Here is a 23,747-nt window from a genome sequence, read left to right as displayed (position 1 = left end):
CAGGAAGGCCCACAACCATGGCCCAGTTCGTGAGGGAAGTCATGACGCCAGGCGTCGTCGCGGTGCGTCCGGATGCCTCGCTCGTCGAAGCGGCGCAACTCATGCGCGCCCAGGACATCGGGGATGTCCTGGTGGCCGGGGACCGCAGCCTCCTGGGCGTTCTGACGGATCGTGACATCGCGCTGCGCGCGGTCGCGGACGGCGTCGATCCGCTGACGGTGAGCGCCCAGGCCGTGTGCACGCCGAACCCTGTGGTGATCGGTCCGGACGACGCGGTCTCGGCCGCGGTCGAGCTGATGCGCGAGCACGCCATTCGCCGTCTGCCGGTCGTCGAGGACGGCCACCCGATCGGCGTGGTCAGCCTGGGCGACCTCGCGGTCTCCGAGGACCCCGGCTCGGCTCTGGCCGAGATCAGCCGCGCCGCGCCGGACGACTCGCCGGGCAGCATGATCCGCTGAATCAGCGGGAGGAAGGGCGGCCTGTGCCGGAAGGGGCGAGCCGTCGAGGAAGGACGTGCCGAGAGGACGGGTCGAGAAAGACCTGTCCGGAGAGGACGTGGAGAACTGATGCGAATCGCGTTTCTGATGGCGCCGGAAGGCGTCGAGCAGATCGAACTCACCGACCCCTGGCAGGCCGTGATCGACTCGGGTCACGAACCCGTCCTGGTGTCCACGAAGCCCGGTCAGATCCAGGCGTTCCACCATCTCGACAAGGCCGATGTGTTCCCCGTGCAGGAGGTCGTGTCCGAGACGTCCGCGGGTTCCTTCGACGGCCTGGTGCTGCCGGGCGGCGTGGCCAACCCGGACGCGCTGCGCATGGACGGGCAGGCCGTGTCGTTCGTACGGGACTTCTTCGAGCAGGGCCGTCCGGTCGCCGCGATCTGCCATGCCCCGTGGACGCTCGTCGAGGCGGACGTGGTCCGCGGTCGCACCCTGACCTCGTGGCCGAGTCTGCGTACGGACATCCGCAACGCCGGCGGCACCTGGGTCGACGAGCAGGTCCAGGTCTGTGAGGCCGCGCCGTCCACACTGGTCACCAGCCGCAAGCCGGACGACCTGAAGGTGTTCTGCGAGGCGTTCCTGGAGGAGTTCGCCAAGCGCCGCTGAGCTGCCGGCCTGCAAACCAGCCGGCCGGCTGATCCACTGACCAGCCGACCCGGGAACCGAGGGCGGGGCGTGACCTCACGCCCCGCCCGGCTGCCGTTCCCGCGCGCCTTCCCGTGTCCGGCCCGGGGCCACAGGGCGGCGCGGATTCCGGCGCAGATACTCGCCCTCCAGCTGCGCCATCCGCTCGTTGTGGATGCGGAGCGCGTCGTTCGAGCCGTGCAGCAGCGTGTCGTGGCGTGTGCGGTGGATCGTCTCCAGCTCTTTCATCAGCTGCTGGTCGTCCAGAAGACCCGGGTCGACTCCGGTCATGGTGGTACCCCGATCGTCGTGTTCCTTCGAAGCGTCCGGGTACCCGCCCGGCAAGCAATATCCCGAACGGCATCCGGGAGGAAGCCATGGATCTCGCCTTTCTGCGTCCACTGTACGAACATCCGGGACCCTGGGCCTCCGTGTACGTCGGCACCTCCCAGCACACGGAGAGCACCCCTCACGAGCGGTCACTGACGGCACAGGCGGCATCCCGGCAGCTCGCGGACCAGGGCGCGGACGAGCGCACGTGCCAGGCCGTGGAGTCCGCGCTGGAGGAGCTGCGGCACTCCACGGAACCGCATGGCCGGGCCCTGTTCGCCACGGGCGGCGAGGTCGTCCTCGACCCCGCGCTGGCCGCGCCCCCGCCGGGCGGACTGTCCGTCACCTGGTCGGCGCTCCCGCACACCGCCCCGCTGCTCGATCTGCTCGGTGAGGACCCGGTCTGTGTGGTGGCCTACGTCGACCGGCGGGGCGCCGACTTCGAGCTGCGCTCCGCGCTGGGCAGCCGGGACGCGGGCTCGGTGACCGGGCGGCGATGGCCCCTGCACCGTACGAGCACGGTCGACTGGTCGGAGCGGCACTTCCAGCTCAGGGTGGAGAACACCTGGGAGCACAACGCCGCGGAGATCGCCGACGCGCTCGCCGTGTGCCAGGAGGAGACCCGGGCCGACCTGCTGATTCTCGTCGGCGACGACCGCGAGCGGCGGGCCGTGCACGAACGGCTGCCGCAGCGATTGCACGACCGCACGATGGAGGCACCGCACGGGGCCGGCAGCAGGCTGCTCGACGAGGACGTGGAGCGGATCCGCGCGGAGCATGTGCGGCGCAGGGCGGAAGAGGACCTGGAGCGGTTCATGGCGGCCCGGGCGCCGGACGCGGACGGCAACGTCGGCGCCGTCGAGGGCGTACCTGCGGTGATCGAGGCGGCCCGGGAGCACCGGATCGACGAGTTGCTGATCATCCCGGAGGGGCCCGACACCCACCGAGAGGTGTGGGTCGGCGAGGCCCCCGACCAGCTGGCGGTGCGGCGCACGGACACGAAGACGCTGGGCGAACCGCGCCCCTGGTCGGCACGGGCGGACGACGCACTGCTGCGGTCCGTCATCGCGTCGGGCGCCGCGGCGATGTCGCTGACGCCCGCCGTGCCCGAGGCCGGGCCCCAGACGGCTCCGGTGGGGGGCCTTGGCGCGCTGCTCCGCTGGAGCGAGCCCCCGCAACCCGGGTGACCAGGTCGTAGCCCCGGCAGATACGGCCCGTAGATACGGCCCCGTCGGCTACCGGACGCGCTCCACTCGCCGCTCGTCCCACACCGGCTCCGTCGTCTCGCGCACCTTCCCATCGCTGCCGAACACCAGGTAGCGGTCGAAGGAGCGGGCGAACCAGCGGTCGTGCGTCACGGCGAGAACCGTGCCCTGGTATGCCTCCAAACCCTCCTGCAGTGCCTCGGCCGACTCGAGGTCGAGGTTGTCGGTGGGTTCGTCGAGGAGCAGGGCCGTGGCCCCTTCCAGTTCCAGCAGGAGGATCTGGAAGCGGGCCTGCTGACCGCCGGACAGCCGGTCGAAGCGCTGCTCGGCCTGGGCGGTCAGCTCGTAACGCCGCAGCCGGGACATCGCGGCGCCGCGGTCCTGGGCGTGCTCGCTCCACAGAATGTCGAGGAGCGTACGGCCCTCCAGCTCAGGGTGGGCATGGGTCTGCGCGAAGTGGCCGGGAACGACGCGCGCGCCGAGCTTCCACTCCCCCGAGTGCGCGACGTCGCCGCCCGCGAGCAGCCGCAGGAAGTGCGATTTGCCGGAGCCGTTGGAGCCCAGTACGGCGACCCGCTCGCCGTAGAAGACCTCCAGGTCGAAGGGCTTCATCAGGCCGGAGAGCTCAAGTCCCTTGCAGGTGACGGCTCTTACGCCGGTACGTCCGCCGTGCAGACGCATCGTGATGTCCTGCTCGCGGGGCGGCTCCGGCGGCGGGCCCGCCTCCTCGAACTTGCGCAGCCTGGTCTGCGCGGCCTGGTAGCGCGAGGCCAGCTCATGGCTGATCGTGGCCGCCTGACGCAGATTCAGCACCAGTTTCTTCAGCTGGGCGTGCTTCTCGTCCCAGCGCCTGCGCAACTCCTCGAAGCGCGCGAAGCGTTCACGCCGCGCCTCGTGGTACGTGGCGAAGCCGCCGCCGTGCACCCAGGCGTCGGCGCCCGCAGGGCCCGGCTCCACGCTGACGATCTTCTCGGCGGCGCGGGCGAGGAGTTCCCGGTCGTGGGACACGAACAGGACGGTCTTGCGTGTCTCCCGCAGCCGCTCCTCCAGCCAGCGCTTGCCGGGCACGTCGAGGTAGTTGTCCGGCTCGTCGAGCAGCAGCACCTCGTCACCGCCGCGCAGCAGAGCCTCCAGCACGAGCCGCTTCTGCTCGCCGCCGGAGAGCGTGCGCACCTCGCGGAACTGCGCCTTCTCGTACGGCACGCCGAGCGCGGCCATGGTGCAGATGTCCCACAGCGTCTCGGCCTCGTACCCCTGGACCTCCGCCCAGTCGGCGAGCGCCTGCGCGTACTGGAGCTGGGCGGCCTCGTCGTCGACGGTCATGATGGCGTGCTCGGCGGTGTCGACGGCCTTCGCCGCCTCGCGGATCCGGGGCGGCGCGACGGAGACGAGCAGTTCGCGCACGGTGGTCTCGTCGCGTACGGACCCCACGAACTGGCGCATCACCCCGAGCCCGCCGCTGACGGTGACGGTGCCGCCGTGCGGCTTCAGCTCCCCCGAGATCAGCCTCAAGAGGGTTGTCTTCCCGGCGCCGTTCGGGCCGACCAGCGCGACCGCGGCCCCTTCGCCCACCCGGAAGGACACATCGCCGAGGAGCGCCCTCCCGTCGGGCAGGTAGTACTCGAGATGCGCCGCTTCCAGATGTCCCATGGTTGGGCATTGTCCGGGCGGCGGCAGCGGGCGGCAAACGGTTATGCGCGGTCCGGCGTCTGCGGGGTACCCGCAGCTCATGAGCGCAGATGTAGACCTCACCGTCCCGGAACCCGGCCATGGCCTGCGCAACCGGCTGCTGGCCCTGGACTGCCGGCTCTTCGACGCCGTGGCGGCCCGGCACTGGCCGGGCGCCGACCACGTCCTGCCGAGGCTCAGCCGCAGCGCCAACCACGGCGTGCTGTGGTTCGCCACGGCGACCGCCCTCGCCGCGACGCGCTCGCCGAAGGCCCGCCGCGCCGCCGCCCGGGGTGTCGCCTCGCTGGCCCTGGCCTCGGCGACCATCAACACGCTCGGCAAGCGCACCGTGCGCCGCCCGCGCCCGCTGCTGCACGCGGTACCGCTGATCCGTCAGCTGGAGCGGCAGCCGATCACCACCTCGTTCCCCTCGGGGCACTCGGCGTCGGCGGCGGCCTTCGCGACAGGCGTCGCCCTGGAGTCCCGGCCGCTGGGCGCGAGTGTCGCCCCGGCCGCCGTCGCGGTGGCCCTCTCCCGCGTCTACACGGGTGTTCACTTCCCGAGCGACGTCCTCGCGGGCGCGGCACTCGGCGCGGGCGCCGCCTATGCCGTACGCGGCCTTGTGCCGACCCGTGACCAGCTGCCGCCGCCGGGCCGCCCGCGCGTGGACGCGCCCGCGCTCCCCGAGGGCCAGGGCCTGGTGCTCGTCGCCAACAAAGAGGCGGGCACCCCGGACCGCGTACGTCTGCTGCACGATGTGCTGCCGCGTGCCGAGGTCGTCGAGTGCGAAGCGGCCGAGCTTCGGGCCGAGTTGGAGAAGGCGGCGGAACGGGCCGTGGTGCTGGGCGTGTGCGGCGGCGACGGCACCGTGAACGCGGCAGCCGAGGTGGCCGTGCGCCATGGCCTCCCGCTCGCGGTGCTGCCCGGCGGAACGCTCAACCACTTCGCACACGACCTGGGCGTGGAGGACGCACGCGATCTGTGCCAGGCCCTCCGGCACGGCGACGCCGTCCGCGTGGACGTGGGCTACTTCAAGGCCGGCGCCGTCGACGGCTGCTTCCTCAACACCTGCAGCCTGGGCGTCTATCCCGAGCTGGTGCGGGAGCGGGACCGCTGGTCGCGGCGGATCGGCGGCTGGCCCGCCGGGGTGCTCGCGGCGCTGCGCGTGCTGCGGGCCGACCGGCATCCGCTGCGGACCGAGATCGGCGGCACGGAACGGCCGTTGTGGCTGTTGTTCGCCGGCAACGGCATGTACCACCGCATGGGCCCGATCCCCGGCCGCCGCTACGACCTCGCGGACGGCCGGCTGGACGTACGGGTCGTGCACGGGGGCCGCAAACCCGCCGTCCGGCTGCTCGCCGCGGCCGTCGCGGGACCGCTGACCCGCTCCCCCGTCCATGCGGCGGTACGGGTCGGCGGCCTCCGCGTGGACGGCGTCGCACCCGGCACACTCCTGGCGTATGACGGCGAAGTGACGGAGGTAGAGGGCGAGTTGACGCTGGAGAAGTTGCCGGAGGCGCTGACGGTCTACCGGCCGCTCGACCACCGCTGATCACCCGGTCGACATCGATCTCCTGTTCGTATCGCAAGACGCGGGTCTCATTATTTGGCATGCCGGCGTACGGTGACCTCACCTGGTACGGCCACGGAAGGGGACGCCATGTCGAAGGAGACCGCCGTCTACACCCACGGGCACCACGAGTCCGTGCTGCGCTCGCACACCTGGCGCACGGCCGCCAACTCGGCGGCGTACCTCCTCGGTTCACTGAAGCCCCACATGGCGATCCTGGACATCGGCTGCGGGCCGGGCACCATCACCGCCGACCTGGCGGAGCTGGTCCCGGACGGCCGGGTCACCGGGGTCGACCATGCGCCGGGCATCCTGGACCAGGCCCGCGCCACGGCCGCCGAACGAGGCCTGCAGAACGTCGAGTTCGCGGTTGCGGACGTCCACGCGCTGGACTACCCCGACCACACCTTCGATGTCGTCCACGCCCATCAGGTGCTGCAACACGTGGGGGATCCGGTGCAGGCGCTGCGCGAGATGTACCGGGTCACCAAGCCCGGCGGCTTCGTGGCCGCGCGGGACGGGGACTACTCGGGGATGGTCTGGTATCCGCGGACGCCCGGCATGGACGACTGGCTGGACCTGTATCTGCGCGTGGCCCGCGCCAACGGCGGTGAGCCGGACGCCGGGCGGCGCCTCAAGTCCTGGGCGCTGCAAGCCGGTTGCACCGACATCTCCGCCTCCTCCAGCACCTGGTGCTTCGCCACCGCCACGGAGCGCGCCTGGTGGAGCGGCCTGTGGGCGGACCGCACCCTCGCCTCGGCGTACGCGGAGCGCGCCACACAGGGCGGCCATGCGACGGAGGATCAACTCCGAGCAGTGTCTGCGGGGTGGCGGGAGTGGGGACTGCAGGAGGACGCGTGGTTCTCCTGCCTGCACGGAGAAATTCTCTGCCGAAAGCCGGTCTGATTCCCCCCGTTCGGGCTACCCGGACAGCAGGAGGAGGTTGAAGATTATGGTTCCCATCCTGCTGGTACTGCTTCTGGCGCTGATTCTCTTCGGTGCCGGATTCGCGGTGAAAGTGCTCTGGTGGATTGCCGTGGCGGTTCTTGTCGTGTGGCTGCTCGGATTCTTGATGCGTAGCACCACCACGACCGGCACCAGGTCCCGTTGGTATCGCTGGTAGGCCCTTTCCCTGCGGAAGTGCACTATCCGCTATTCCTTCGGGAGCAGTGGTCCAAGCGGCCCGAGGTCCAGATTGAGGTCCTCGGGCCGCAGTCCGTAGCGATCGCGCAGTTCGGCCATCCGGTCCTCGAGGAGCATCAGCGTCAGCCCGATCCGCTCCTCCTGGTCCTCCGTCAGCTCCCCGGTGTCGAAACGCCGGATCGCCTGCCGCTCCATCAGCTGCCGCAGCAGCTCGACGACGGTCAGCACGAGCTTGACCAGATCGCGTTCCACGGTGTCCGGATCAAGGTCCAGACGGTTCCTCCGGTTTGTCACAGCAGCTCCTGCCAGGGCGAGGGGACCTGTTCGTTCACCGAGCTGATGAGCGCGTTCAGGTCGATACGTACGAGATCGACGTCCGCGATCCGCAGGGTCAGGTCACCGGTGATCACGACCCCGCCCGCGAGCAGCCGGTCGAGCAGGTCGACGAGGGCGATCTCCCGGCGTTCGACGACGGTCATGCGCCCTCCTGTCCCGCCGGGCCACTGAAGGAGTACGCGGCCCAGGGCCCGGTGAGTTCCACCCGAAGGCCCGGCTCCTCACCTTTCGTACGGTCCACCAGTTCCACGAATTCCTCGGATTCCGCACGCGGTACGAGATAGGCGGCGTTGAGTACATTGCGCCCGGAGGCCCGGGACAACGCCGGGTTCTGCGGCGCGTGGATTCGCGCGTCCTCCGCGAACTCGGAAAGAGTTTCGTGCAGCCGGCGCGCGAATTCCTCGGCCCGCTCCCATTTCTCGTCGTGAGCTCTGCGCTGCTGTCGCCGCTGCCGCAGATAGTCGCGCCCCGAGCCGCCTTTCGCGATTTTCGCGCCAGGCTCCTCAGAAACCTGGGTGGAGGGGGAGACTTGAGAGGGCTGGGAGGACTCCGCGAATTCCGCGTAGAGCTTTACACCCCATTCCACCCGTCCCTCGATCCGGTCGAGTGTCCGGCGGAATGTCTCCTCCTCGGCCTCCATCATCGTGCGTACGCCGCTGTCGTCCCGGAAGACGGTGGCGAGCCGCAGCGGCAAGGGCGAGGTGACCACGGTGAGTGCGTCGATCACGCTCTGGTGGGCCCGCGCGGTCGCGCTGAGCCAGTCCAGGTCCTCCAGGTGGGCCTTCAGCGGCTCCTCGGAGAAGTCCTCCTCAGGTACGGCGCTGACGATGGCGACCAGTCCGTGATGGGTCAGCTGCTTGGGCGGCACGCCCGCGACGCCCGTCAGCTGGGAGGGAAGGGTGGAGCCGAAAGGGCGGCAGACGGCATAGACATAACGCAGACCGCTCATGGGGCCTCCTCCTCCGTACGGGCACGACCACGCTCGACTACCCCGCGCTCGTCTGCCCCGCGTTCCAGTTCGGCGACTTGTGCCCGCAACTCGGCGTTCTCACGGGCCAGTTCGTCGCGCCTCGCACGCGTGGACAACGCGGGGTCGTCCTCCCACCAGTCGATCCCCATCTCCTTCGCCTTGTCGACGGAGGCGACAATGAGCCGCAGCTTGATCGTGAGCAGTTCGATGTCGAGCAGATTGATCCGGATATCGCCCGCGATCACGATGCCCTTGTCGAGCACGCGCTCAAGGATGTCGGCGAGATTGGCGCTGGTGTCGCGCCCGTACGGTTCGGGAAGTCGGCCGGGAGTGGTCATCGGCGGCTCCCGCCTTGGGCGGTCTCGTACTCGTCTTCCTCCTCGTACTCGCCCTCGGGCTCCTCTTGTTCCTCCTCGCCCTCAGGCACCTCTTCGTCCTCGTATTCGTCCTCAGGCTCCTCTTCCGCTTCCTCTTCCTCTTCGCCGCTCGGGCCCTCCTCCTCGTAGGCGCCCTCTTCCTCCTCTGCTTCCTCGCTCTCCTCGGCGAGCGCGTCCTCGTGGCTGCGGACCACCTCGCCGTCGCGGATCTCCCCGCGCCAGCTTTCCTCCGCCTCACCCTTGATCGTGATGAAGCGGGCGAAGTTCTTGAGGTCGAGGCGCGCCCTGCGGCCCTGGGCGCGCCAGATGTTGCCGGTCTTCTCGAAGAACCCCTGGGGGTAGTACTCGATGACCAGCAGGATGCGAGTGAGGTTTTCTGCGAGGTAGTGGAAGGAGACAACGCCCTTCGTCGTGCCCTTGCTGCCCTCCGACGTCCAGGAGATCCGGTCGTCCGCCACCTGTTCCGTGGTGTTGGCCTTCCAACTGCGGTTGGACCAGAAGACCTTGAGCTGCCAGTCGGAGGTGGTGTCGTCGACGCGGTTCGCGCCCTTGACGCCCTTTGCGAAGGTGCTGAAGTCCTGGTACTGGGTCCACTGGTCGTACGCCGTGCGCAGTGGCACGCCGACGTCGATGAACTCCATGATGACCGTGGGCTTCTTGCCGGCGCGGCCCTTGAGTTTGCCCTTTCCGCCGCCGCCGGCCATGCCCTTGAAGGCGCCGACCACTTTGTCCTTGGCCCGGCCCGCGCCGAGCTCCAGGGCGGACCTCAACGGTCCCTTGCCCTCGGCGAGTTTGCGGCCGCCGTCGAGAGCGAGTTTGGCGAACCCGGGGCTGTTGCCCGCGGCGATGTCGTTGAGCTTGCCGGTCGTCTCGCCGAGCTTGCGGCCGAAGCCGACCAGCAGGTGCTGGGCCTGGGCCGCGAGGTATTCCTGGAGCTCCGCCTTGAGCCGGTCGGCGGCTTCGCTCTGCGCGACGCCTCCCAGACCGCCGAGGCCGCCCTTCGTCTCCTTCGTCTGTTCCGTCGCCGTGCCGAGGCCGTTCTTGGCCCGGCCCGCCGCCGTCCCGAGGGTGTCCGTCATCGTCCCTGCCTCCCCTCGGCAGCTCGGCCGCGTGCGGCCGTCTTCTTCGCGGGGGCCTTCTTGGTGGACTTCGCCGCCGTCTTCTTGCCCGCTGTCTTCTTGGCGGGGGCCTTCCTCGCAGGTCCCTTCGAGGCCGACTTCTTGCCCGGTGCCTTCTTCGCCGCCTTCCTGGCGGCGCCCTGCTGCGGCTCCTCGGCCTCGGCCTCCTCGCGCTCCTCAGCCTCCGGCTCTTCGGACTCGCCCTCGGCCTCAGCAGCCTCATCCGGTTCTTCGGATGCCTCTTCTTCGGATTCCTCGCGTTCGTCCTCGGGCTGCTCCTCGTCCCGGAGACCCGGCACGTCCGGTGTCACACCCGCGAGCTGTCCGCGGACCCGCTCGGTCCGGCCGTGCAGCCGGTCCGCCAGCGCGTCGATCCGCCGCTCGACCAGCGCACCGGACGCCGCCTTGCCGACTCCACTCAGGTCCTCGCGCAGCTGGTCGCCGATCTCTTTGACCTGCGGGTTGTTCTGCAGCTGCTCATTCACCAGATTCGCGAGCGCCCGCGGGCTCAGATTCATCTTCTTACCGGCCACCAGAGAGCCGACGGCGAACGCCATCTTCATCTTCTTCGTACGTCCGAGGACGTATCCGGCCCCTACCGCGAGGCCCAGTCCCACTCGGTTCATGGTCACGTCCACTCGCTTGTTCCCGCGTTGCCGCGCATGCTGATCTCCAGCCGGTCGAGAAGCTCGTCCTCTAGTCGGTCGAACTCCTCCTCATCGATCTCGCCCGACTCGAGCCGCTCCTCGAGCCGGGCGAGTTCGGTCCGCACGGTGGCCGGGTCGTAGTAGATCCGCTCCGCCTCGTTCAGCACCTGTCTGACGACCCATGCGCTGCCGCGCACCGGGGCGAGCGGCAGCAGCAGCACTTCACCGATCAGTCCCATGAGTTCACTCCTGGATCCGCTCTTGCATCCGTTCCTGAATTCGCTCCGCTTCGGCGTCCGTTGCGGCGTCCGAGCCGATCGTGGTGTCCGCCGGCTCGGAGGGGCCCGGGTCGACAAAGCTGTACGGTGGCAGCGGTCCGTTGACCCGCACATCGAGGTGCGGATGGCTCTTGCGGACCTGCTCGACGGCGGTGAGGAACACCTCCGCCGTCTCGCGGGCCACCAGGAACGACAGGTTGGCCAGCCATCCGCTGGACTCGGGGCCCGCGCTCACGGCGTCGGCGACCGGCTCCAGGGCGTGCTGGAGCTCGGCGGCGTCCTCCGCCTCACGGGACTTCACCGCGGCCACCACCATCTCGCCGAGCCGTAGCTTCTGCTGGTAACTGCCGCCGCCGGACTGCCGGTTGGCCTCGGTGAGCGCACGGACCTCCGGGTTCTCGGACATCACGCGGTGCAGTACGGCCTCTTCCTCGTGGCTGGCCTTGACGTTGTACTCGACCTTGCCGGCCAGCGCCTCGAGGCGTTCCTTGTAGTGGTCCGCGCGTTCGGCCAGCACGCCGGCGACGGTGGCGTCGTCGGTCGCGATGCTGCCGAACCGCATGGGCAGCACCGGGCCGCCCGCGCCGACCTCGGCCAGCACGTTCTGGTGGGCCAGCAAGTCCTTGCGCTTGGGCCGCAGCCCTTCGGGAGCGTCGCTGACGACAGCGGCGAGACCGCCCTCCTTGACGACCCGCACGGAGCACGCCGGGTCGCCGACGCCGTCCATGCCCTCGGGAAGCGAAGGGTGGGAGTCGGCGGTGATGCCGTAGACGTACGTGCTCACTCCGGCTCCTCCTTCTTGCGCGTCGCCGTGGACTTGCGGGCGCGCGGCCTGGGCTCGGCCTGGCGTTCGCCCTGGCCCTCTTCACGGGCCTGCTTGAAGGCGCCGGAGATGGTCTCGGCGGCGCCCGACAGCGCTCCCTTGGACTTGCCGCGCGCGCCGGACTCGGTGATCTCGCCGACCATGTCGGGCAGGCCGGGGCTCTTGCGCGGGCCCGCCTCCAGGTCGAGCCGGTTGCACGCCTCGGCGAAGCGCAGATAGGTGTCGACGCTGGCGACGACGACACGGACGTCGATCTTCAGGATCTCGATACCGACGAGGGAGACCCGGACGAAGGCGTCGATGACGAGCCCTCGGTCCAGGACGAGCTCCAGCACGTCATAGAGGCCGCTGGAGCCGCCTCCGCCGCCGGTCTGCTGAGCTGGGACGACGGTCATACCGACCGTTCCTCCTTGTGGGTTGCGAGTGTGTGCGGATGCGCGGGTCGGCGGCCTACCGGCCGCCGGGCCTATGTGGTTCGGCCCTCCCGCGTTCGTAACGGCGAACGCGCCGGTAGCCGGTGAGCTCGCCATGGGGGTCGAGGGTCACCTCGTAGCTCGCGAGCAGGCTCATCGTGTCGGGGACCCTGGTGAGTTCCAGGACCTCGATCTCCAGTACCCAGCCGTCCTCGGTACGTTCGAAGGACGACACGGACTCGGCCGCCATGCCGGTGAGCTCGGCGAGCTGAGTGCGCGCGTGGCGCAGCACCTCCATGGGGCCCGGCGCCTCGTCCCCCCGACCGTTCTGCCGGTCTTTCCGGGAGTCCGCAGGATCTTGTGAACTTGATTTTCTGGATGTGTTGGATGTATTCGACATGGCCACCTCGCCTTCCGAGTGCCCCTAGGCCCTTGGCCAAACCTCTGGTCCAGGGCGTCTAGCGCAGGGCGTCGAGCTTGCGCCGCGCGGGCCCCAGCGCCCGTCCGCGGCGCGGCAGGGCGGACCAGGGGTCGGTACGGGCCTGGTCGACGGCGTTGTCGATGCTCCAGCGCCGGGGGCCCAGGTCCGGATCGTCCAGCTGGTCCCAGCTGATGGGCGTGGCCACCGGGGCGCCGGGCCGGGCGCGCACGGTGAAGGGGACGACGGCGGTCTGGGCGTACGCATTGCGCTGTACGTCGAGGTAGAGCCGGTCACCGCGGTCCTTCTTGCGGGCGGCCGTGGTGAGCTCGTCGGGGTGCGCGTCGGCGAGTGTGTCGGCGACGGCCCTGGCGAACTCGCGTGCTTCGTCGAAGTCGTGGTGTCCGTTGAGCAGCACGATGACGTGCAGGCCGCGGGAGCCGGTGGTCATCAGCGCGGACGGCAGCTCGATCCGGTCGAGGAGTTCGCCGAGCTGCCGGGCCGCCCGGCGTACGGTGCCGAAGTCGTCGCCCGCCGGGTCGAGGTCGAAGACCAGCAGGTCGGGACGGTCGATCCCGTCGACGCGGGCCAGCCAGCGGTGCAGGGTCAGAGAGGCCTGGTCGGCGAGGTAGAGCAGAGTGGCGGTGTCGTCGCACACGGGGTGGCAGACGGTGCCGCCCTCCTTGGGCACCTCGATGCGGTTGATCCAGTCCGGATCGTGTGGCTGGAGGTTCTTCTGCATGAACCTGGGGCCGTCGAGACCGTCCGGGTGCCGCTCCAGCATCAGTGGCCGGCCGCGCAGATGCGGCAGCATGAAGGGCGCGACCTCCCGGTAGTAGGAGACGAGGTCGTCCTTGGTGTACTCCTTGGCCCGCCCCTCGCCGGGGAACAGCACCTTGTCGGGCCGGTGCACCTCCACGGTGCGCCGACCGGCCCTTACGGTCCGTGTGCCGCCCATGCTCATTCCCTCCGTACGCGAACAGCGGTGGCTGTCATCCCGCTCTCATCGCATGCCTTCTCATCGCACGACCGCGTGCTCGACCAGCAGCTTTGCCGAAGCCGCGATCGACTCGGCGTCGATGCCCGCGGCATGCAGCTGCTCGGCGGGCGAGGCCGAGCCGGGCATGGTGCGCACGGCGAGGCGGACCAGGCGGGGCATCGGGCGGCCGTCGAGGAAGGCGTCGAGGACCGCGTCGCCGAGGCCGCCCTCCTCGCGGTGGTCCTCGACGGTGATCAGGCAGCCGGTGTGTTCGGCGGCCTCGCGCAGGGTGCGGCGGTCGACGGGCTTGACGGAGTAGAGGTCGATGACCTGGACGGGGATGCCGTCCGCCGCGAGCAGGTCTGCGGCGGTCAGGGCCTCGTGCACGGTCGCTCCGGCGGCGACGATGGTCAGCCGGTCCTGAGCGGAGACGCGCAGCACCTTGCTGCCGCCGATCGGGAACTCCTCGTTCGGTCCGTAGACGACGGGCGAGGCGCCGCGCGAGGTCCGCAGATAGCGGATGCCCTCGCAGCCCGCCATCGCGGCGACGAGCTTCGCCGCCTGGTTGGCGTCGCACGGGTAGAGCACGGTCGAGTCGTGCAGCGCGCGGAACATCGCCAGGTCCTCCAGGCCCATCTGCGAGGGTCCGTCCTGGCCGATCGCGACGCCCGCGTGTGAGCCGATCAGGTTGATGCCGCTGCCGCTGATCGACGCCATGCGGACGAAATCGTGGGCGCGGGTGAGGAACGCCGCGAAGGTCGACACGTACGGCACCCAGCCGCGTGCGGCGAGTCCCACGGCGGCGGCGACGAGCTGCTGCTCGGCGATGTAGCACTCGAAGAACCGGTCGGGGTGTTCCTTCGCGAAGTACTCGGAGCGCGTGGAGTCGCTGACCTCGCCGTCGAGGGCGACGATGTCGCCGCGTGCCGTGCCGAGCGCGGCGAGCGCCTGGCCGAAGGCATCGCGGGTGGCGACCTGGTCGCCGAGCTCGTAGCGCGGCAGGTCCAGGTGTCCGGTCCGTACGGCGTGCAGCATCCGGGCGGCGGGCGGGGGTTGGACCTCGACGCGGATGTCGTGCACTCCGCCGAGTTCCTCGATCGCCTCGTCGGCGTCCTTCAGCGGCTTGCCGTGCAGTCCCTCTCGGTCCTGGGCGGCTTCGACGCCCTTGCCCTTGAGGGTGCGGGCGAGAATCACGGTCGGCTGTCCGACGGTGGAGAGGGCCTCGCCGTACGCGCGGTCCACGGCGTCCACGTCGTGTCCGTCGACCTCGATCGTGTGCCAGCCGAAGGCCTGGAAGCGGCGGGCGTACGCGTCGAGGTCGTGGCCGTGCCGGGTCGGGCCGCGCTGGCCGAGCCGGTTGACGTCGACGATGGCGGTGAGGTTGTCGAGATGCTCGTACGCGGCGTGCTCGGCCGCCTCCCATATGGAGCCCTCGGCCAGTTCGCTGTCGCCGCACAGCACCCATACCCGGTAGCCGACCCGGTCGAGCCGCTTTCCGGACAGCGCGATCCCGACCCCCACGGGCAGCCCCTGCCCGAGCGACCCGGTGGCCGTCTCCACCCATGGCAGCCGGCGCGGCGTCGGATGCCCCTCGAGCCGGCTCCCGAGCCGCCGGAAGGTCATCAGCTCGGTCTCGTTGATGGCTCCGGCCGCCTTGTACGCGGCGTACAGCAGTGGCGAGGCATGCCCCTTAGACAGGACGAACCGGTCGTTCGCGGGGTGAGCGGGCCGCTCGAAGTCATACCGCAGATGACGGGCAAGCAGCACAGCCATCAGATCAGCAGAAGACATCGAGGAGGTCGGATGCCCGGACCCGGCCGCGGCCGCAGCCCGCACACTGTCCACCCGCAACTGCTGTCCAAGATCGACAAGTTGACGGCTCTTCATGACTCTCCCTCTGTGCGGGGTCGTGCCGGCCGGGCGGGACGGGGGTTGCCGGGGCCGGATGCCTCCGGCGCGGCGGAGGCGGGCTTGTCGGGACCGGATGTCTCCGGCTGACCGGAGCCGGGTCCGCCGGGACCGGATGCCTCCGGCGCGGCAGAGGCATCCCCCTCGGAACCGGACGCCGCCTGCCCGCTGGAGCCGGATTCGCCGGAACCGGACGCCATGGGCTTGTACGCGGTGGACCCACCCGGACCAGACGCCGCAGACCTGCCGGAGGCAGGCTCCTCGGCGCCCGGCGTCGCGGGCCCGCCCGGGCCGGAGCCGGCAGGACCGGAACCGTCGGCACCGGGGCCGCCACGGCCCGTTTTCGTCGCGTCAGCATGACCAGGCTGATCGTCACTGGGCGACCCCGGCCTCCCGGGGTCCAGCACCGCCGACTTCCTCGGCGCCGTCGCCCCCGGCCTGCCGGGGTCCGGGACCGCATGGGTGTCGGGCCCCTGCGTCGCGACTGGCGCACCGCGCGTGACCGGAGCGGGGTGGTTCGCGGCCGGCGGGCCCGCCACCCGGGCCAGTTCCGGGGAAGCCGTGTCCAGGGGAACCGACCAGGAGCGGACCAGGCCCAACTGGACGGCCTGGCGCGGGAGTACGGCGTCCAGGAACCAGTCGGCGGCCACTCGGATGCGGTTGCCGGGCATGGCGGCGAGGTGGTAGCCGCGGGTGACGGCTCCGGCCAGCGGGCCGGAGAGGTGGACACCGAGCGGATTCGCGGCGGCCTTCACGCCGCCGAGGTCGACGGTGAAGCCCATGTCGCGGTGGCGGTAGACGCGGCGGTCGCCGAAGCCGAGCGAGGCGGCGACGTTGCGGCCCGCGACCTTGCCATGCCGCCAGGCGTGCTGAGCGGTCATCGGCGTGTACTGGCCGGGCTTCTCCAGATCCGGCACAGCGGCAGCGTCCCCGCACGCGAACACCTCGGGGTGGCCCGGTACTTGCAGGTACGGGTCGACGAGCAGCCGGCCGCGCTCCAGCGGTCGCCCGAGCCCCTCGACCAGCGGATCGGGCCGTACGCCGACACACCACACAAGGGTTTGCGTGTCGATGAACTCCCCGTCGCTGAGCCGCACTCCGGTCGGGGTGGCCTCCTCCACCGAGGTCCCCGTGCGGACCTCGACCCCGCGCCCCCGCAGCACACGGTCGGCGGTACGCGAGAGGCGTTCGTCGAGCTCGGGCAGCACACGCGGAGCGATGTCGAGCAGCAGCCAGCGCGGCCGTATGCCCTGCCGCAGCGGCTGCTTGCGCACCAGCGCGTCGGTGAACATCTGCCCCTGCGCGGCGACTTCGGTCCCCGTATAGCCGGCGCCGACCACCACGAAGGTGCACCGCGACGCACAGCTCTTGGGATCGTCGGAGGCCGCCGCGAGCTCCACCTGCCGCGTCACGTGATCGCGCAGATACAACGCCTCCGGCATCCCCCGGAACCCGTGCGCGTGCTCGGCGACACCGGGTACGGGCAGCAGCTTGTTGACGCTGCCGACGGCCAGCACAAGACGGTCGTACGCGAGCGTGCCGCCGTCACCCTCGGGATCCGTGTAGTGCACGGAGTGCCCTTCGAGGTCGATCCCGTCGGCCTCCCCGAGCACCAGCCGTACGCGCGGCAGGGTGCCGGCGAGCGAGACGGTGACCCGGCGCGGTTCGAGCACCCCGGCGGCGACCTGGGGCAGCAGGGGCAGATACAGAAAGTAATCCGTCGGGTTCAGGAGAGTGATCTCGGCCTTGCCTCGGGTGATCCGGGACAGGGTGCGTGCCGTCTGGTACCCGGCGAAGCCGGCACCGACGATCACGACGCGGGGTCGACTCATGTTCGCCTCCGGCGTGGTCGCTCATAGGGGTCGCTGATACGGGCTTTCCGCGTCCCCCTGGCCCGGGCACCCAAACGTCGCCTGCCCTGGGCAGCGGCGTTTCGCGCCGTACCCCGGGGATACCCGGACGAGGACCCCGACCCGCCCCGCCGCGGAGGTGCCCCATGGTCGAGTACGGCTGTTTCCTGTCCACCGAGGAGTTCGGTCCCTCCGATCTGGTCGAGCAGGCGAGGATGGCCGAACAGGCCGGTTTCCAGTCGCTGTGGATCTCGGACCACTTCCACCCGTGGAACGACGAGCAGGGGCAGAGTCCCTTCGTGTGGTCCGTGATCGGCGCCCTGTCCGAGGCCGTGTCCCTCCCGATCGGTACGGCGGTCACCTGCCCGACCGTGCGGATGCACCCGGCGGTGGTCGCGCAGGCCGCGGCGACCAGCGCGGTGATGACCAACGGCCGCTTCCGGCTGGGCGTCGGCAGCGGCGAGGCCCTGAACGAGCACATCTTCGGTGACGCCTGGCCGCCCGCGCATGTGCGCCTGGAGATGCTGGAGGAGTCGATCCAGGTGATGCGCCAGCTCTTCACCGGCAAGGAGATCAACCACTCCGGGCCCCACTACACGGTCCAGAACGCCCGCCTCTACACCGTCCCCGACGAGCCCGTCCCGATCGACATCTCCGGCTTCGGCCCCCAGGCGACGGCCCTCGCGGCCCGTGTCGGCGACGGCTACATCACGATGATGCCCGAGGTGTCGATGGTGGAGCAGTTCCGCAAGGGCGGCGGTGGCGGCAAACCGGTCAGCGGCGGCACGAAGGTCTGTTACGGCCAGGACCGCGACGAGTGCGTACGCACCGTCCACCGGCTCTGGGCCAACCAGCTGCTGCCCGGCGAGATGGGCCAGGTCCTTCCCTCGCCGCGCCATTTCGAGCAGCTCGAGCCGCTGATCACCGAGGACATGGTGAGCCAGAACGTGGTGTGCGGGGACGACGTGGAAGAACACGTCGGCGCGCTCGCCGCGTTCGCGGATGCCGGCTTCGACCGCGTCTACGTCAACCAGATCGGTCCCGACCAGCGCGGCTTCTTCGACTTCTACCGCACGAAGGTGCTGCCGCAGCTTCAGGAGGGGGTTCGCTGATGCCAGGCGCTCCGCGGGTTCTGCGGTTCGGAGAGCTCGGGGGGTTGTGTCGTTCGGCGACTACAGGTGCGTCGTGGCTGGTCGCGCCCGCGCGGCGGAGCCGCATATGTCACAGCCCCGCGCCCCTGAAGAAGGGGCTACGCCCCCCTTCAGGGCGCGGTACCGCACGGTGAACGTCCAGGTGGGTCTCCGGGTGCCCGTCGTGTCCACCTACACCGTGCCGACCGACGCGCCCGAGGCGGACGGCACGCTTGCCTGGGACTCCACGACCATGGTGGTCGTGGAGGTGTCCGCGGGCGATGCGACCGGCACCGGCTGGACCTACGGGCCGGCCGCCGTCGGGGATCTGCTGCGTGAACAGCTCGCGCCGGTCGTCACCGGACGCGACGCGTTCGACATCCCGGCCGTCCACGAGGCGCTGTGCCACACGGTGCGCAACGCGGGCCGTCCCGGCGTCGCGGCCTGTGCGATCTCCGCGCTCGACATCGCCCTGTGGGACCTCAAGGCCCGCCTTCTCGAACTCCCCCTGACCCGCCTCCTCGGCGCCGCCCACCAGGCCGTGCCCGTGTACGGCAGCGGGGGCTTCACGACGTACCACGACACGCATCTGGCCGCCCAGTTGAACGGCTGGGTGCACGGTCAGCACATCCCGCGCGTCAAGATCAAGATCGGGGAGAGCTGGGGGCGGGAGGTGGCCCGGGATCTGCACCGGGTACGCGCCGCGCGTCAAGTCATCGGCCCGCGGACCGAGTTGTACGTCGACGCGAACGGCGCCTACACGCGCAAGCAGGCCGTACGCATCGGGGGTGCGCTCGCCGAGTACGGCGTGGGCTGGTTCGAGGAACCGGTGTCCTCGGACGACCTGACGGGTCTGCGGCTTGTGCGGGACGCGCTGCTGTGCGACGTCGCGGCGGGCGAGTACGGCTACGACCTGCCGTACTTCGCCCGCATGATCGCGGCCGGGGCGGTCGACTGTCTCCAGGTCGACGCCACCCGCTGCGGCGGGCTCACCGAGTTCCTCCGCGCCGCCGCCCTCGCCCAGTCCCACGGCCTGGAGATCTCCGCGCACTGCGCCCCGCACGCCCACGCCTCGGTCGCCGCCGCCATCCCCAACCTCCGCCACATCGAGTGGTTCCACGACCACGTCCGCATCGAGTCCATGTTCTTCGACGGCGCCCTGGATCCCACCGGCGGCGAGGTCCACCCGGACGGAGGCGTCGGCCACGGGCTGACGCTGCGGACGGAGGAGGTGCAGGAGTACCGGGTGGCGTGACCTCACAGTGGTCGACTCGCAGTGGTCGACTCTCAGTGGTCGACTCTCAGTGGTCGACTCTCAGTGGTCGACTCTCAGTGGCCTCGGTGTTTGCGCCTGAGCTGTGCGGCAAGCGGCGTGCGCGTGAGCCGCGCAGCAAGCGCGAGAGCTCCTCCCACCGCCAGCCCCGCCCCCATCCGCCCCCGGTTCCGCGAAACCCACTCCTGCGAACTCCCCGGCAGCGACTCGCCGTCGAAGCGCCCGTGCGCCCCGAAGTCATGGCCGTGCGGACCGTCGGCCGGAGTCCACAGGTTGCCGTGACCGTCGTAACGGGCGTAGCGGGCCGCCTCTTCTCGTTCTCGTCCGGCTTCCTGCTGAGCGTCGAACCCCATGCGGGCCAGATAGCGGTCGAGGAGCCCGGGGGCCACGGCGTTGGCCACCAGCGTGGCGACCGTGGAGCCGCCCACCCAGTACTCGCGGCGCCGCGGATGCGCAGCCGCGTGCACGATGGCCCGGGCGGCGACCTCCGGCTGGTAGATGGGCGCGACAGGACGGACGCGGCTCGGCATACGGCTCAACACCCAGTCGAACTGGGGCGTGTTGACCGCGGGCAGCTGCACCATGGTGGTACGCACCCGCGAGCCCTCGTGCAGCAGTTCACAGCGCACCGACTCGTTGAAGCCCTGGATGGCGTGCTTGGCCCCGCAGTACGCGGACTGCAGCGGAATCCCGCGGTACGCGAGCGACGAACCGACCTGCACGATCGCGCCCCGGTCGCGCGGCAGCATGTGCCGCAGCGCTGCGCGGGTTCCGAACACATAGCCCAGGTACGTCACTTCGGTGACCCGGCGGAACTCGTCGGGGGTGATCTCGGTGAACGGCGCGTAGACGCCGGCGAAGGCGTTGTTGACCCAGACGTCGATCTTCCCGAAGGCGTCGACGACCTGCTGGGCGGCGTCCTCCACGGCCTTGGCGTCGGCGACGTCGACGGAGACGACGAGCGCCTCACCACCGGCCTGTGTCACCTCGTCCGCAGCGGCGGCCAGCCCGTCGCGGCCCCGCGCGAGCAGGGCCACCCGGTCGCCGCGGGCGGCGAAGGCCCGGGCCGTGGCCCGGCCCACGCCACCGCTGGCCCCGGTCACCACGACTGCTCTGCGGCGCGCCACGGCTCACCGGGCCCGGTGGTGCGGCGCTTCGGGGTCCGCGGGCCCGCCCTGCGTGGGCGGGGTCGGCGGCGCTCCCGCACCGGGTGCGCCGGTCGTTCCGCCCACGCCGCCGGGCGCGACGGGCGGCATCGGCGGGTACGCGGAGGAGCCGGGCCCGGCGGGCGGCGTACCGCCGACGACCCCACGCTCGTCGTGGGCCGCGGCGGCCTGCTCCGGGATGGGCTGAGTGGCCGAGGGCCGGGGGGAGGCCGAGGGCCGGGCCGCGCCCCGCAGCACGTACGCCACCGCGGCGAGCACGACGGCGGTGATCAGTGCGGCCGCCCAGCCTGGCAGCCCGAGCGCGAGCAGCAGCCCGAGCGTCAGGGCCAGGGCGGCGCCCGCGTAGAGGGCGACGGCGCCGGACGCGGCGTACAGGGCGGCGGCGCGGCGCTGCTTGCGGGTCTGCTCCCGCAGTTCGTCGCGTACGGCGTCCCGGGCCACCTGCGCCAGTTCGTCGACCAGGTTCTTGTCCAGGTGTTCCAGGTGATCGATGCGGTCCATGGCGGCCGGGTACCCGCGCCCCCGCCGCCGTAACGCCGCGCGGGACCCGGCACGCCGCCCGGGATCCGGCTGAAACGATCTCGTTCCCGGCGTGCCGCAACTAGGCTCGTCGGCATGGAGATTCTGGGAGCCACGCTGCGCATCTGCGTACAAGACCTGGACGCTACCGTCCCCTTCTACGAGAGGCTGGCGGGCGGCAGAGCGATGCGCTTCGAGCGCGGCGGCGTCTCGGTCGCCGCGGTCGGCTGCTTCCTGCTGATGAGCGGACCGGAGGCCGAGCTGGAGGTCCTCCGGAAGGTCTCGGCGACGATCGCCGTGAAGGACGTCGACGAAGCCCGTCAGGTCCTCACCGACTCGGGCGCACAGGTCCTCGCAGGGCCCGTGGCCACCCCGGCGGGCCGCAACCTGATCGCGTTGCACCCGGACGGCACGGTGTACGAGTACGCGGACCGGCGCGCACCGGCGTAGGGGCCCGCTGTCAGGTCAGCTCGTCCTCCCCGAAGTCCTCCTCGTCCCTGATCCGCACCGCGTCCTCCTCGGCCGAGAGCCCGCGGGTCGCGCCCTCCTGCGCGTACACGTCCTGGTTGCGCGGCAGATCGGGGTCCGGCTCGTCGTAGAGCAGCCCCGCCTGCTCCTCGGGCGGGCCTGGTTCGCCCTCGGCGTCGACCTCGGCCTCCTCGTCCGCGAGCCGCTCGTCGAGCGATTCCCGTTCGATCACCTCGTTCACGGTGGTGTCCCGCTCCTCGGCGATCGTCGGCTCGTCACCGGCCACGGGCAGCTGCTGCGGATCGCTCGCCTCCTGCTGCTCGGGCGTACCGTCCTGCAGATCCGGCATGCCCTCGTCCTCGGGGTCGGCCCCGGGATCGTGCGGCCTGGTGTTCATGGGATCCGCCTCCTTCCCGATGTGCGGGACGACCGGGTTCCCATGGGCCGCGCGGTTCACACGGGAGTCAGAGGGGAGTGTCCGTGAAGGCGGCGGCCACGATGTCGGCCAGCAGCGCGCCCGCCGTGCCCTCGGGGTCCAGGTCGGGGTCGTAGATGGTGACGTTGAAGCCGACGCAGTGCGGTGAGTTCACCAACGGGCGCAGCAGCGCGACGAGTTCGTCCGGCAGCAGTCCGTCGGGATCGGGACTGTCGACGGCGGGCATGACGGACGGATCAAGTACGTCGGCGTCGAGGTGCACCCAGAATCCGCCCACATCCGGCGCTTCGAACGACTGGACCGTGGCCCGCGCCAGGGCATCGGCACCCCACTCGCGCAGATCACCGACGGTCACCGTCGGGATCTTCAGCGCGGCGAGTTCGGCGCGCTCCTCGTCGTAGTCGCGGATGCCGAAGAGCCGTACGTCCTCGTCCTTGAGGTAGGGCTTGAGGCCCTCCAGGTCGGTCAGGTTCTCCTGGCCGCGCCCCGTGGCGAGCGCGAGTTCCTCTCCCCCGGCGGCACCCACCCGCTCGGAGTTGCCGGGGTGCCGGAAGTCCGCGGAAGCGTCCACGGCCGCGAGCCCGAACCGTCCGATGCGGCGCAGCGCGAGCGAGGCGCCGAGCTGGATGGAGCAGTCACCGCCGAGGACGACCGGCAGGTCCCCGGCGCGGACATGGTGCTCGATGCGATCGGCGAGCTTACGGGTGTACGCGGCGATCGCGGCGGCGTTGAAGACACCGTCGCCCTCCTGCCAGTCGCCCCGGTCGTAACGCGGCGGTACGACGACCCCGCCCTCCAGCGCGCCCAGCCGCTGCACGATCCTCTGCTCGCGCAGGGCGCCGGCGAGCTTATAGCAGCCGGGTACCGTTCCCGGGGCCGGTGGGCGCAGGCCCAGGTTGGAGGGGGCGTCCAGGACGACGAGGTTGCGTATCGGGCTCACCTTGGCACCATATCCGCGGTGAGGGCCCATCGTTCGTGGTCCCGCCAGTCGCCGTCTATGAAGAGGAAGTTTGGCGAGAATCCCTCGAGGCGGAAGCCGCAGCGGCGGGCGAGGGCGATCGAGGCGGCGTTGTCCGGCTGGACGTTGATCTCCAGCCGGTGCAGGCCGAGTCTGCCGAACGCGTACCGTACGACCAGGTCGAGTCCCTCGGTCATCAGGCCGCGGCCTGCGGCGTGGGCGAAGGCGCCGTATCCCAGGGCTCCGTTGAGGAAGGCGCCCTCGACGATGTTGTTGATGTTGATGAACCCTGCGATTTCGCGGCCGCCGCTTTCGCTGCCGCTCTTTTCGCAGACCAGGAAGCCAGCCTTTGTGGGGTCCTCGAGGAGGCGTTTCGCGTACGCGGTGTAGCCGCCTGCGCCGGTGGGCGGGAACAGCCAGGGGTGGTGCAGGTCTTTGCTTTCGCGCGCGCGGCTGGTGAACTCGACGGCGTCGTCATAGCGGTAGTGGCGTATGCCTACGCGCGGGCCTTCGGCGAGAAAGCGGTTCGGTTCCGGCACTTCTCTACGGTAACGCTCCGCTGGTTGTGCGGTTCGAAGAGCTCGGGGGGTTCTGGGATTCTGCGGCTGCGGGTTCGTCGTGGTTGATCGCGCCCACGCGG

At 70.7% G+C, this 23,747-nt stretch carries 29 protein-coding genes; 9 read left to right on the top strand and 20 right to left on the bottom strand.

Going from position 1 to position 23,747, the window contains the following annotated elements; all coding sequences use genetic code 11:
- The first annotated feature begins 17 nt into the window (after positions 1 to 17).
- A complete protein-coding gene (locus ACGFNK_RS15210) occupies positions 18 to 458 on the top strand; it encodes a CBS domain-containing protein (protein WP_393415915.1) in 441 nt (146 codons plus the stop codon).
- Between the two features lie 108 nt (positions 459 to 566).
- Entirely contained in the window at positions 567 to 1,106 is a 540-nt protein-coding gene (locus ACGFNK_RS15205; RefSeq protein ID WP_393415913.1) for a type 1 glutamine amidotransferase domain-containing protein, read from the top strand.
- A 75-nt stretch (positions 1,107 to 1,181) separates the two neighbouring features.
- On the opposite strand, the gene ACGFNK_RS15200 is transcribed toward ACGFNK_RS15205, so the two are convergent.
- A complete protein-coding gene (locus ACGFNK_RS15200) occupies positions 1,182 to 1,415 on the bottom strand; it encodes a DUF6158 family protein (protein ID WP_165343168.1) in 234 nt (77 codons plus the stop codon).
- An 86-nt stretch (positions 1,416 to 1,501) separates the two neighbouring features.
- Between ACGFNK_RS15200 and ACGFNK_RS15195 the strand changes: the two genes are divergently transcribed.
- The gene (locus tag ACGFNK_RS15195) at positions 1,502 to 2,641 is read left to right on the top strand and encodes a Vms1/Ankzf1 family peptidyl-tRNA hydrolase (RefSeq protein WP_393415911.1); all 1,140 of its coding nucleotides are present in this window, start codon (positions 1,502 to 1,504) and stop codon (positions 2,639 to 2,641) included.
- Between the two features lie 48 nt (positions 2,642 to 2,689).
- Here the strand turns inward: ACGFNK_RS15195 and ACGFNK_RS15190 are convergent, their stop codons facing one another.
- Positions 2,690 to 4,309, bottom strand: a complete 1,620-nt coding sequence (locus tag ACGFNK_RS15190; protein WP_393415909.1) for an ABC-F family ATP-binding cassette domain-containing protein — start codon at positions 4,307 to 4,309, stop codon at positions 2,690 to 2,692.
- Positions 4,310 to 4,388: 79 nt separating this feature from the next.
- On the opposite strand from ACGFNK_RS15190, the gene ACGFNK_RS15185 reads away from it, so the two are divergent.
- The 3 genes from ACGFNK_RS15185 to ACGFNK_RS15175 all read left to right on the top strand — a co-directional run bounded on the left by ACGFNK_RS15185 (position 4,389) and on the right by ACGFNK_RS15175 (position 7,020).
- A complete protein-coding gene (locus tag ACGFNK_RS15185) occupies positions 4,389 to 5,879 on the top strand; it encodes a bifunctional phosphatase PAP2/diacylglycerol kinase family protein (RefSeq protein WP_393415907.1) in 1,491 nt (496 codons plus the stop codon).
- 108 nt (positions 5,880 to 5,987) lie between these two features.
- On the top strand, positions 5,988 to 6,803 hold the full coding sequence (locus ACGFNK_RS15180; protein ID WP_393415905.1) for a class I SAM-dependent methyltransferase: 816 nt from the start codon (positions 5,988 to 5,990) through the stop codon (positions 6,801 to 6,803).
- Positions 6,804 to 6,849: 46 nt separating this feature from the next.
- Positions 6,850 to 7,020 carry a hydrophobic protein gene (locus tag ACGFNK_RS15175; protein ID WP_386341344.1) on the top strand — a complete coding sequence of 57 codons (171 nt, stop codon included), beginning with the start codon at positions 6,850 to 6,852 and terminating at the stop codon, positions 7,018 to 7,020.
- A gap of 29 nt (positions 7,021 to 7,049) precedes the next feature.
- On the opposite strand, the gene ACGFNK_RS15170 is transcribed toward ACGFNK_RS15175, so the two are convergent.
- The 13 genes from ACGFNK_RS15170 to ACGFNK_RS15110 are packed head-to-tail and all read right to left on the bottom strand — an operon-like array spanning position 7,050 to position 17,139.
- Entirely contained in the window at positions 7,050 to 7,334 is a 285-nt protein-coding gene (locus tag ACGFNK_RS15170; protein WP_388680628.1) for a gas vesicle protein K, read from the bottom strand.
- Positions 7,331 to 7,519, bottom strand: coding sequence for a gas vesicle protein (locus ACGFNK_RS15165; RefSeq protein WP_386341340.1), 189 nt, complete (start codon positions 7,517 to 7,519; stop codon positions 7,331 to 7,333). The genes ACGFNK_RS15170 and ACGFNK_RS15165 overlap by 4 nt, the downstream gene beginning before the upstream one ends.
- Positions 7,516 to 8,325: a GvpL/GvpF family gas vesicle protein gene (locus ACGFNK_RS15160; protein WP_393415902.1), complete on the bottom strand. Its 810-nt coding sequence runs from the start codon at positions 8,323 to 8,325 to the stop codon at positions 7,516 to 7,518. The genes ACGFNK_RS15165 and ACGFNK_RS15160 overlap by 4 nt, the downstream gene beginning before the upstream one ends.
- Positions 8,322 to 8,684: a gas vesicle protein gene (locus ACGFNK_RS15155; RefSeq protein WP_393415900.1), complete on the bottom strand. Its 363-nt coding sequence runs from the start codon at positions 8,682 to 8,684 to the stop codon at positions 8,322 to 8,324. The genes ACGFNK_RS15160 and ACGFNK_RS15155 overlap by 4 nt, the downstream gene beginning before the upstream one ends.
- Complete coding sequence (locus ACGFNK_RS15150; protein ID WP_393415898.1) at positions 8,681 to 9,802, bottom strand: SRPBCC family protein; 1,122 nt, start codon at positions 9,800 to 9,802, stop codon at positions 8,681 to 8,683. Before ACGFNK_RS15150 ends, ACGFNK_RS15155 begins: the two co-directional genes overlap by 4 nt.
- On the bottom strand, positions 9,799 to 10,467 hold the full coding sequence (locus ACGFNK_RS15145; protein ID WP_393415896.1) for a DNA primase: 669 nt from the start codon (positions 10,465 to 10,467) through the stop codon (positions 9,799 to 9,801). Before ACGFNK_RS15145 ends, ACGFNK_RS15150 begins: the two co-directional genes overlap by 4 nt.
- Positions 10,468 to 10,469: 2 nt before the next feature.
- Positions 10,470 to 10,727, bottom strand: a complete 258-nt coding sequence (locus tag ACGFNK_RS15140) for a gas vesicle protein GvpG (RefSeq protein ID WP_165343179.1) — start codon at positions 10,725 to 10,727, stop codon at positions 10,470 to 10,472.
- Between the two features lie 4 nt (positions 10,728 to 10,731).
- Entirely contained in the window at positions 10,732 to 11,550 is an 819-nt protein-coding gene (locus ACGFNK_RS15135; protein WP_393415894.1) for a GvpL/GvpF family gas vesicle protein, read from the bottom strand.
- Entirely contained in the window at positions 11,547 to 11,984 is a 438-nt protein-coding gene (locus ACGFNK_RS15130) for a gas vesicle structural protein GvpA (RefSeq protein WP_393415892.1), read from the bottom strand. The genes ACGFNK_RS15135 and ACGFNK_RS15130 overlap by 4 nt, the downstream gene beginning before the upstream one ends.
- Before the next feature lie 55 nt (positions 11,985 to 12,039).
- A complete protein-coding gene (locus ACGFNK_RS15125) occupies positions 12,040 to 12,402 on the bottom strand; it encodes a gas vesicle protein (protein WP_393415890.1) in 363 nt (120 codons plus the stop codon).
- 58 nt (positions 12,403 to 12,460) lie between these two features.
- The gene (gene ligD / locus ACGFNK_RS15120; protein ID WP_393415888.1) at positions 12,461 to 13,384 is read right to left on the bottom strand and encodes a non-homologous end-joining DNA ligase; all 924 of its coding nucleotides are present in this window, start codon (positions 13,382 to 13,384) and stop codon (positions 12,461 to 12,463) included.
- A gap of 54 nt (positions 13,385 to 13,438) precedes the next feature.
- Entirely contained in the window at positions 13,439 to 15,286 is a 1,848-nt protein-coding gene (locus ACGFNK_RS15115) for a transketolase (RefSeq protein ID WP_393415886.1), read from the bottom strand.
- Positions 15,283 to 17,139: an FAD-dependent oxidoreductase gene (locus tag ACGFNK_RS15110; protein ID WP_393415884.1), complete on the bottom strand. Its 1,857-nt coding sequence runs from the start codon at positions 17,137 to 17,139 to the stop codon at positions 15,283 to 15,285. The genes ACGFNK_RS15115 and ACGFNK_RS15110 overlap by 4 nt, the downstream gene beginning before the upstream one ends.
- A 164-nt stretch (positions 17,140 to 17,303) precedes the next feature.
- On the opposite strand from ACGFNK_RS15110, the gene ACGFNK_RS15105 reads away from it, so the two are divergent.
- On the top strand, positions 17,304 to 18,269 hold the full coding sequence (locus tag ACGFNK_RS15105; RefSeq protein WP_393415882.1) for an LLM class F420-dependent oxidoreductase: 966 nt from the start codon (positions 17,304 to 17,306) through the stop codon (positions 18,267 to 18,269).
- Positions 18,270 to 18,450: 181 nt separating this feature from the next.
- On the top strand, positions 18,451 to 19,542 hold the full coding sequence (locus tag ACGFNK_RS15100) for an enolase C-terminal domain-like protein (RefSeq protein WP_393416276.1): 1,092 nt from the start codon (positions 18,451 to 18,453) through the stop codon (positions 19,540 to 19,542).
- Positions 19,543 to 19,616: 74 nt separating this feature from the next.
- Here the strand turns inward: ACGFNK_RS15100 and ACGFNK_RS15095 are convergent, their stop codons facing one another.
- Positions 19,617 to 20,687 carry an SDR family oxidoreductase gene (locus tag ACGFNK_RS15095; RefSeq protein WP_393415880.1) on the bottom strand — a complete coding sequence of 357 codons (1,071 nt, stop codon included), beginning with the start codon at positions 20,685 to 20,687 and terminating at the stop codon, positions 19,617 to 19,619.
- Between the two features lie 3 nt (positions 20,688 to 20,690).
- Positions 20,691 to 21,227, bottom strand: coding sequence for a phage holin family protein (locus tag ACGFNK_RS15090; protein WP_393415878.1), 537 nt, complete (start codon positions 21,225 to 21,227; stop codon positions 20,691 to 20,693).
- Between the two features lie 114 nt (positions 21,228 to 21,341).
- Here ACGFNK_RS15090 and ACGFNK_RS15085 point away from each other — a divergent pair, with 114 nt between their 5' ends.
- Positions 21,342 to 21,695: a VOC family protein gene (locus tag ACGFNK_RS15085; RefSeq protein WP_393415876.1), complete on the top strand. Its 354-nt coding sequence runs from the start codon at positions 21,342 to 21,344 to the stop codon at positions 21,693 to 21,695.
- Between the two features lie 10 nt (positions 21,696 to 21,705).
- Here the strand turns inward: ACGFNK_RS15085 and ACGFNK_RS15080 are convergent, their stop codons facing one another.
- The 3 genes from ACGFNK_RS15080 to ACGFNK_RS15070 form a co-directional block, all read right to left on the bottom strand.
- Positions 21,706 to 22,110: a DUF5709 domain-containing protein gene (locus ACGFNK_RS15080; protein WP_388680666.1), complete on the bottom strand. Its 405-nt coding sequence runs from the start codon at positions 22,108 to 22,110 to the stop codon at positions 21,706 to 21,708.
- A 67-nt stretch (positions 22,111 to 22,177) separates the two neighbouring features.
- Positions 22,178 to 23,080: an arginase family protein gene (locus tag ACGFNK_RS15075; RefSeq protein WP_393416274.1), complete on the bottom strand. Its 903-nt coding sequence runs from the start codon at positions 23,078 to 23,080 to the stop codon at positions 22,178 to 22,180.
- A 5-nt stretch (positions 23,081 to 23,085) separates the two neighbouring features.
- Positions 23,086 to 23,646, bottom strand: coding sequence for a GNAT family N-acetyltransferase (locus tag ACGFNK_RS15070; RefSeq protein ID WP_386341310.1), 561 nt, complete (start codon positions 23,644 to 23,646; stop codon positions 23,086 to 23,088).
- Between the last annotated feature and the right edge of the window lie 101 nt (positions 23,647 to 23,747).

Origin of the sequence: Streptomyces sp. NPDC048825 (genome assembly GCF_043198355.1) — a bacterium.
Taxonomy (GTDB): domain Bacteria; phylum Actinomycetota; class Actinomycetes; order Streptomycetales; family Streptomycetaceae; genus Streptomyces; species Streptomyces xiangluensis.
This window is presented reverse-complemented; position numbering and strand designations above follow the sequence as displayed.

Bases quoted from the DNA above. Each gene is read 5' to 3' on its own strand.
- ACGFNK_RS15190 (WP_393415909.1), bottom strand. From the start codon at position 4,309: ATGGGACATCTGGAAGCGGCGCATCTCGAGTACTACCTGCCCGACGGG.
- ACGFNK_RS15205 (WP_393415913.1), top strand. From the start codon at position 567: ATGCGAATCGCGTTTCTGATGGCGCCGGAAGGCGTCGAGCAGATCGAA.
- ACGFNK_RS15145 (WP_393415896.1), bottom strand. From the start codon at position 10,467: ATGAACCGAGTGGGACTGGGCCTCGCGGTAGGGGCCGGATACGTCCTC.
- ACGFNK_RS15195 (WP_393415911.1), top strand. From the start codon at position 1,502: ATGGATCTCGCCTTTCTGCGTCCACTGTACGAACATCCGGGACCCTGG.
- ACGFNK_RS15165 (WP_386341340.1), bottom strand. From the start codon at position 7,519: ATGACCGTCGTCGAACGCCGGGAGATCGCCCTCGTCGACCTGCTCGAC.
- ACGFNK_RS15105 (WP_393415882.1), top strand. From the start codon at position 17,304: ATGGTCGAGTACGGCTGTTTCCTGTCCACCGAGGAGTTCGGTCCCTCC.
- ACGFNK_RS15130 (WP_393415892.1), bottom strand. From the start codon at position 11,984: ATGACCGTCGTCCCAGCTCAGCAGACCGGCGGCGGAGGCGGCTCCAGC.
- ACGFNK_RS15175 (WP_386341344.1), top strand. From the start codon at position 6,850: ATGGTTCCCATCCTGCTGGTACTGCTTCTGGCGCTGATTCTCTTCGGT.
- ACGFNK_RS15085 (WP_393415876.1), top strand. From the start codon at position 21,342: ATGGAGATTCTGGGAGCCACGCTGCGCATCTGCGTACAAGACCTGGAC.
- ACGFNK_RS15125 (WP_393415890.1), bottom strand. From the start codon at position 12,402: ATGTCGAATACATCCAACACATCCAGAAAATCAAGTTCACAAGATCCT.
- ACGFNK_RS15180 (WP_393415905.1), top strand. From the start codon at position 5,988: ATGTCGAAGGAGACCGCCGTCTACACCCACGGGCACCACGAGTCCGTG.
- ACGFNK_RS15185 (WP_393415907.1), top strand. From the start codon at position 4,389: ATGAGCGCAGATGTAGACCTCACCGTCCCGGAACCCGGCCATGGCCTG.
- ACGFNK_RS15080 (WP_388680666.1), bottom strand. From the start codon at position 22,110: ATGAACACCAGGCCGCACGATCCCGGGGCCGACCCCGAGGACGAGGGC.
- ACGFNK_RS15110 (WP_393415884.1), bottom strand. From the start codon at position 17,139: ATGAGTCGACCCCGCGTCGTGATCGTCGGTGCCGGCTTCGCCGGGTAC.
- ACGFNK_RS15200 (WP_165343168.1), bottom strand. From the start codon at position 1,415: ATGACCGGAGTCGACCCGGGTCTTCTGGACGACCAGCAGCTGATGAAA.
- ACGFNK_RS15115 (WP_393415886.1), bottom strand. From the start codon at position 15,286: ATGAAGAGCCGTCAACTTGTCGATCTTGGACAGCAGTTGCGGGTGGAC.
- ACGFNK_RS15150 (WP_393415898.1), bottom strand. From the start codon at position 9,802: ATGACGGACACCCTCGGGACGGCGGCGGGCCGGGCCAAGAACGGCCTC.
- ACGFNK_RS15140 (WP_165343179.1), bottom strand. From the start codon at position 10,727: ATGGGACTGATCGGTGAAGTGCTGCTGCTGCCGCTCGCCCCGGTGCGC.
- ACGFNK_RS15090 (WP_393415878.1), bottom strand. From the start codon at position 21,227: ATGGACCGCATCGATCACCTGGAACACCTGGACAAGAACCTGGTCGAC.
- ligD (WP_393415888.1), bottom strand. From the start codon at position 13,384: ATGAGCATGGGCGGCACACGGACCGTAAGGGCCGGTCGGCGCACCGTG.
- ACGFNK_RS15155 (WP_393415900.1), bottom strand. From the start codon at position 8,684: ATGACCACTCCCGGCCGACTTCCCGAACCGTACGGGCGCGACACCAGC.
- ACGFNK_RS15210 (WP_393415915.1), top strand. From the start codon at position 18: ATGGCCCAGTTCGTGAGGGAAGTCATGACGCCAGGCGTCGTCGCGGTG.
- ACGFNK_RS15160 (WP_393415902.1), bottom strand. From the start codon at position 8,325: ATGAGCGGTCTGCGTTATGTCTATGCCGTCTGCCGCCCTTTCGGCTCC.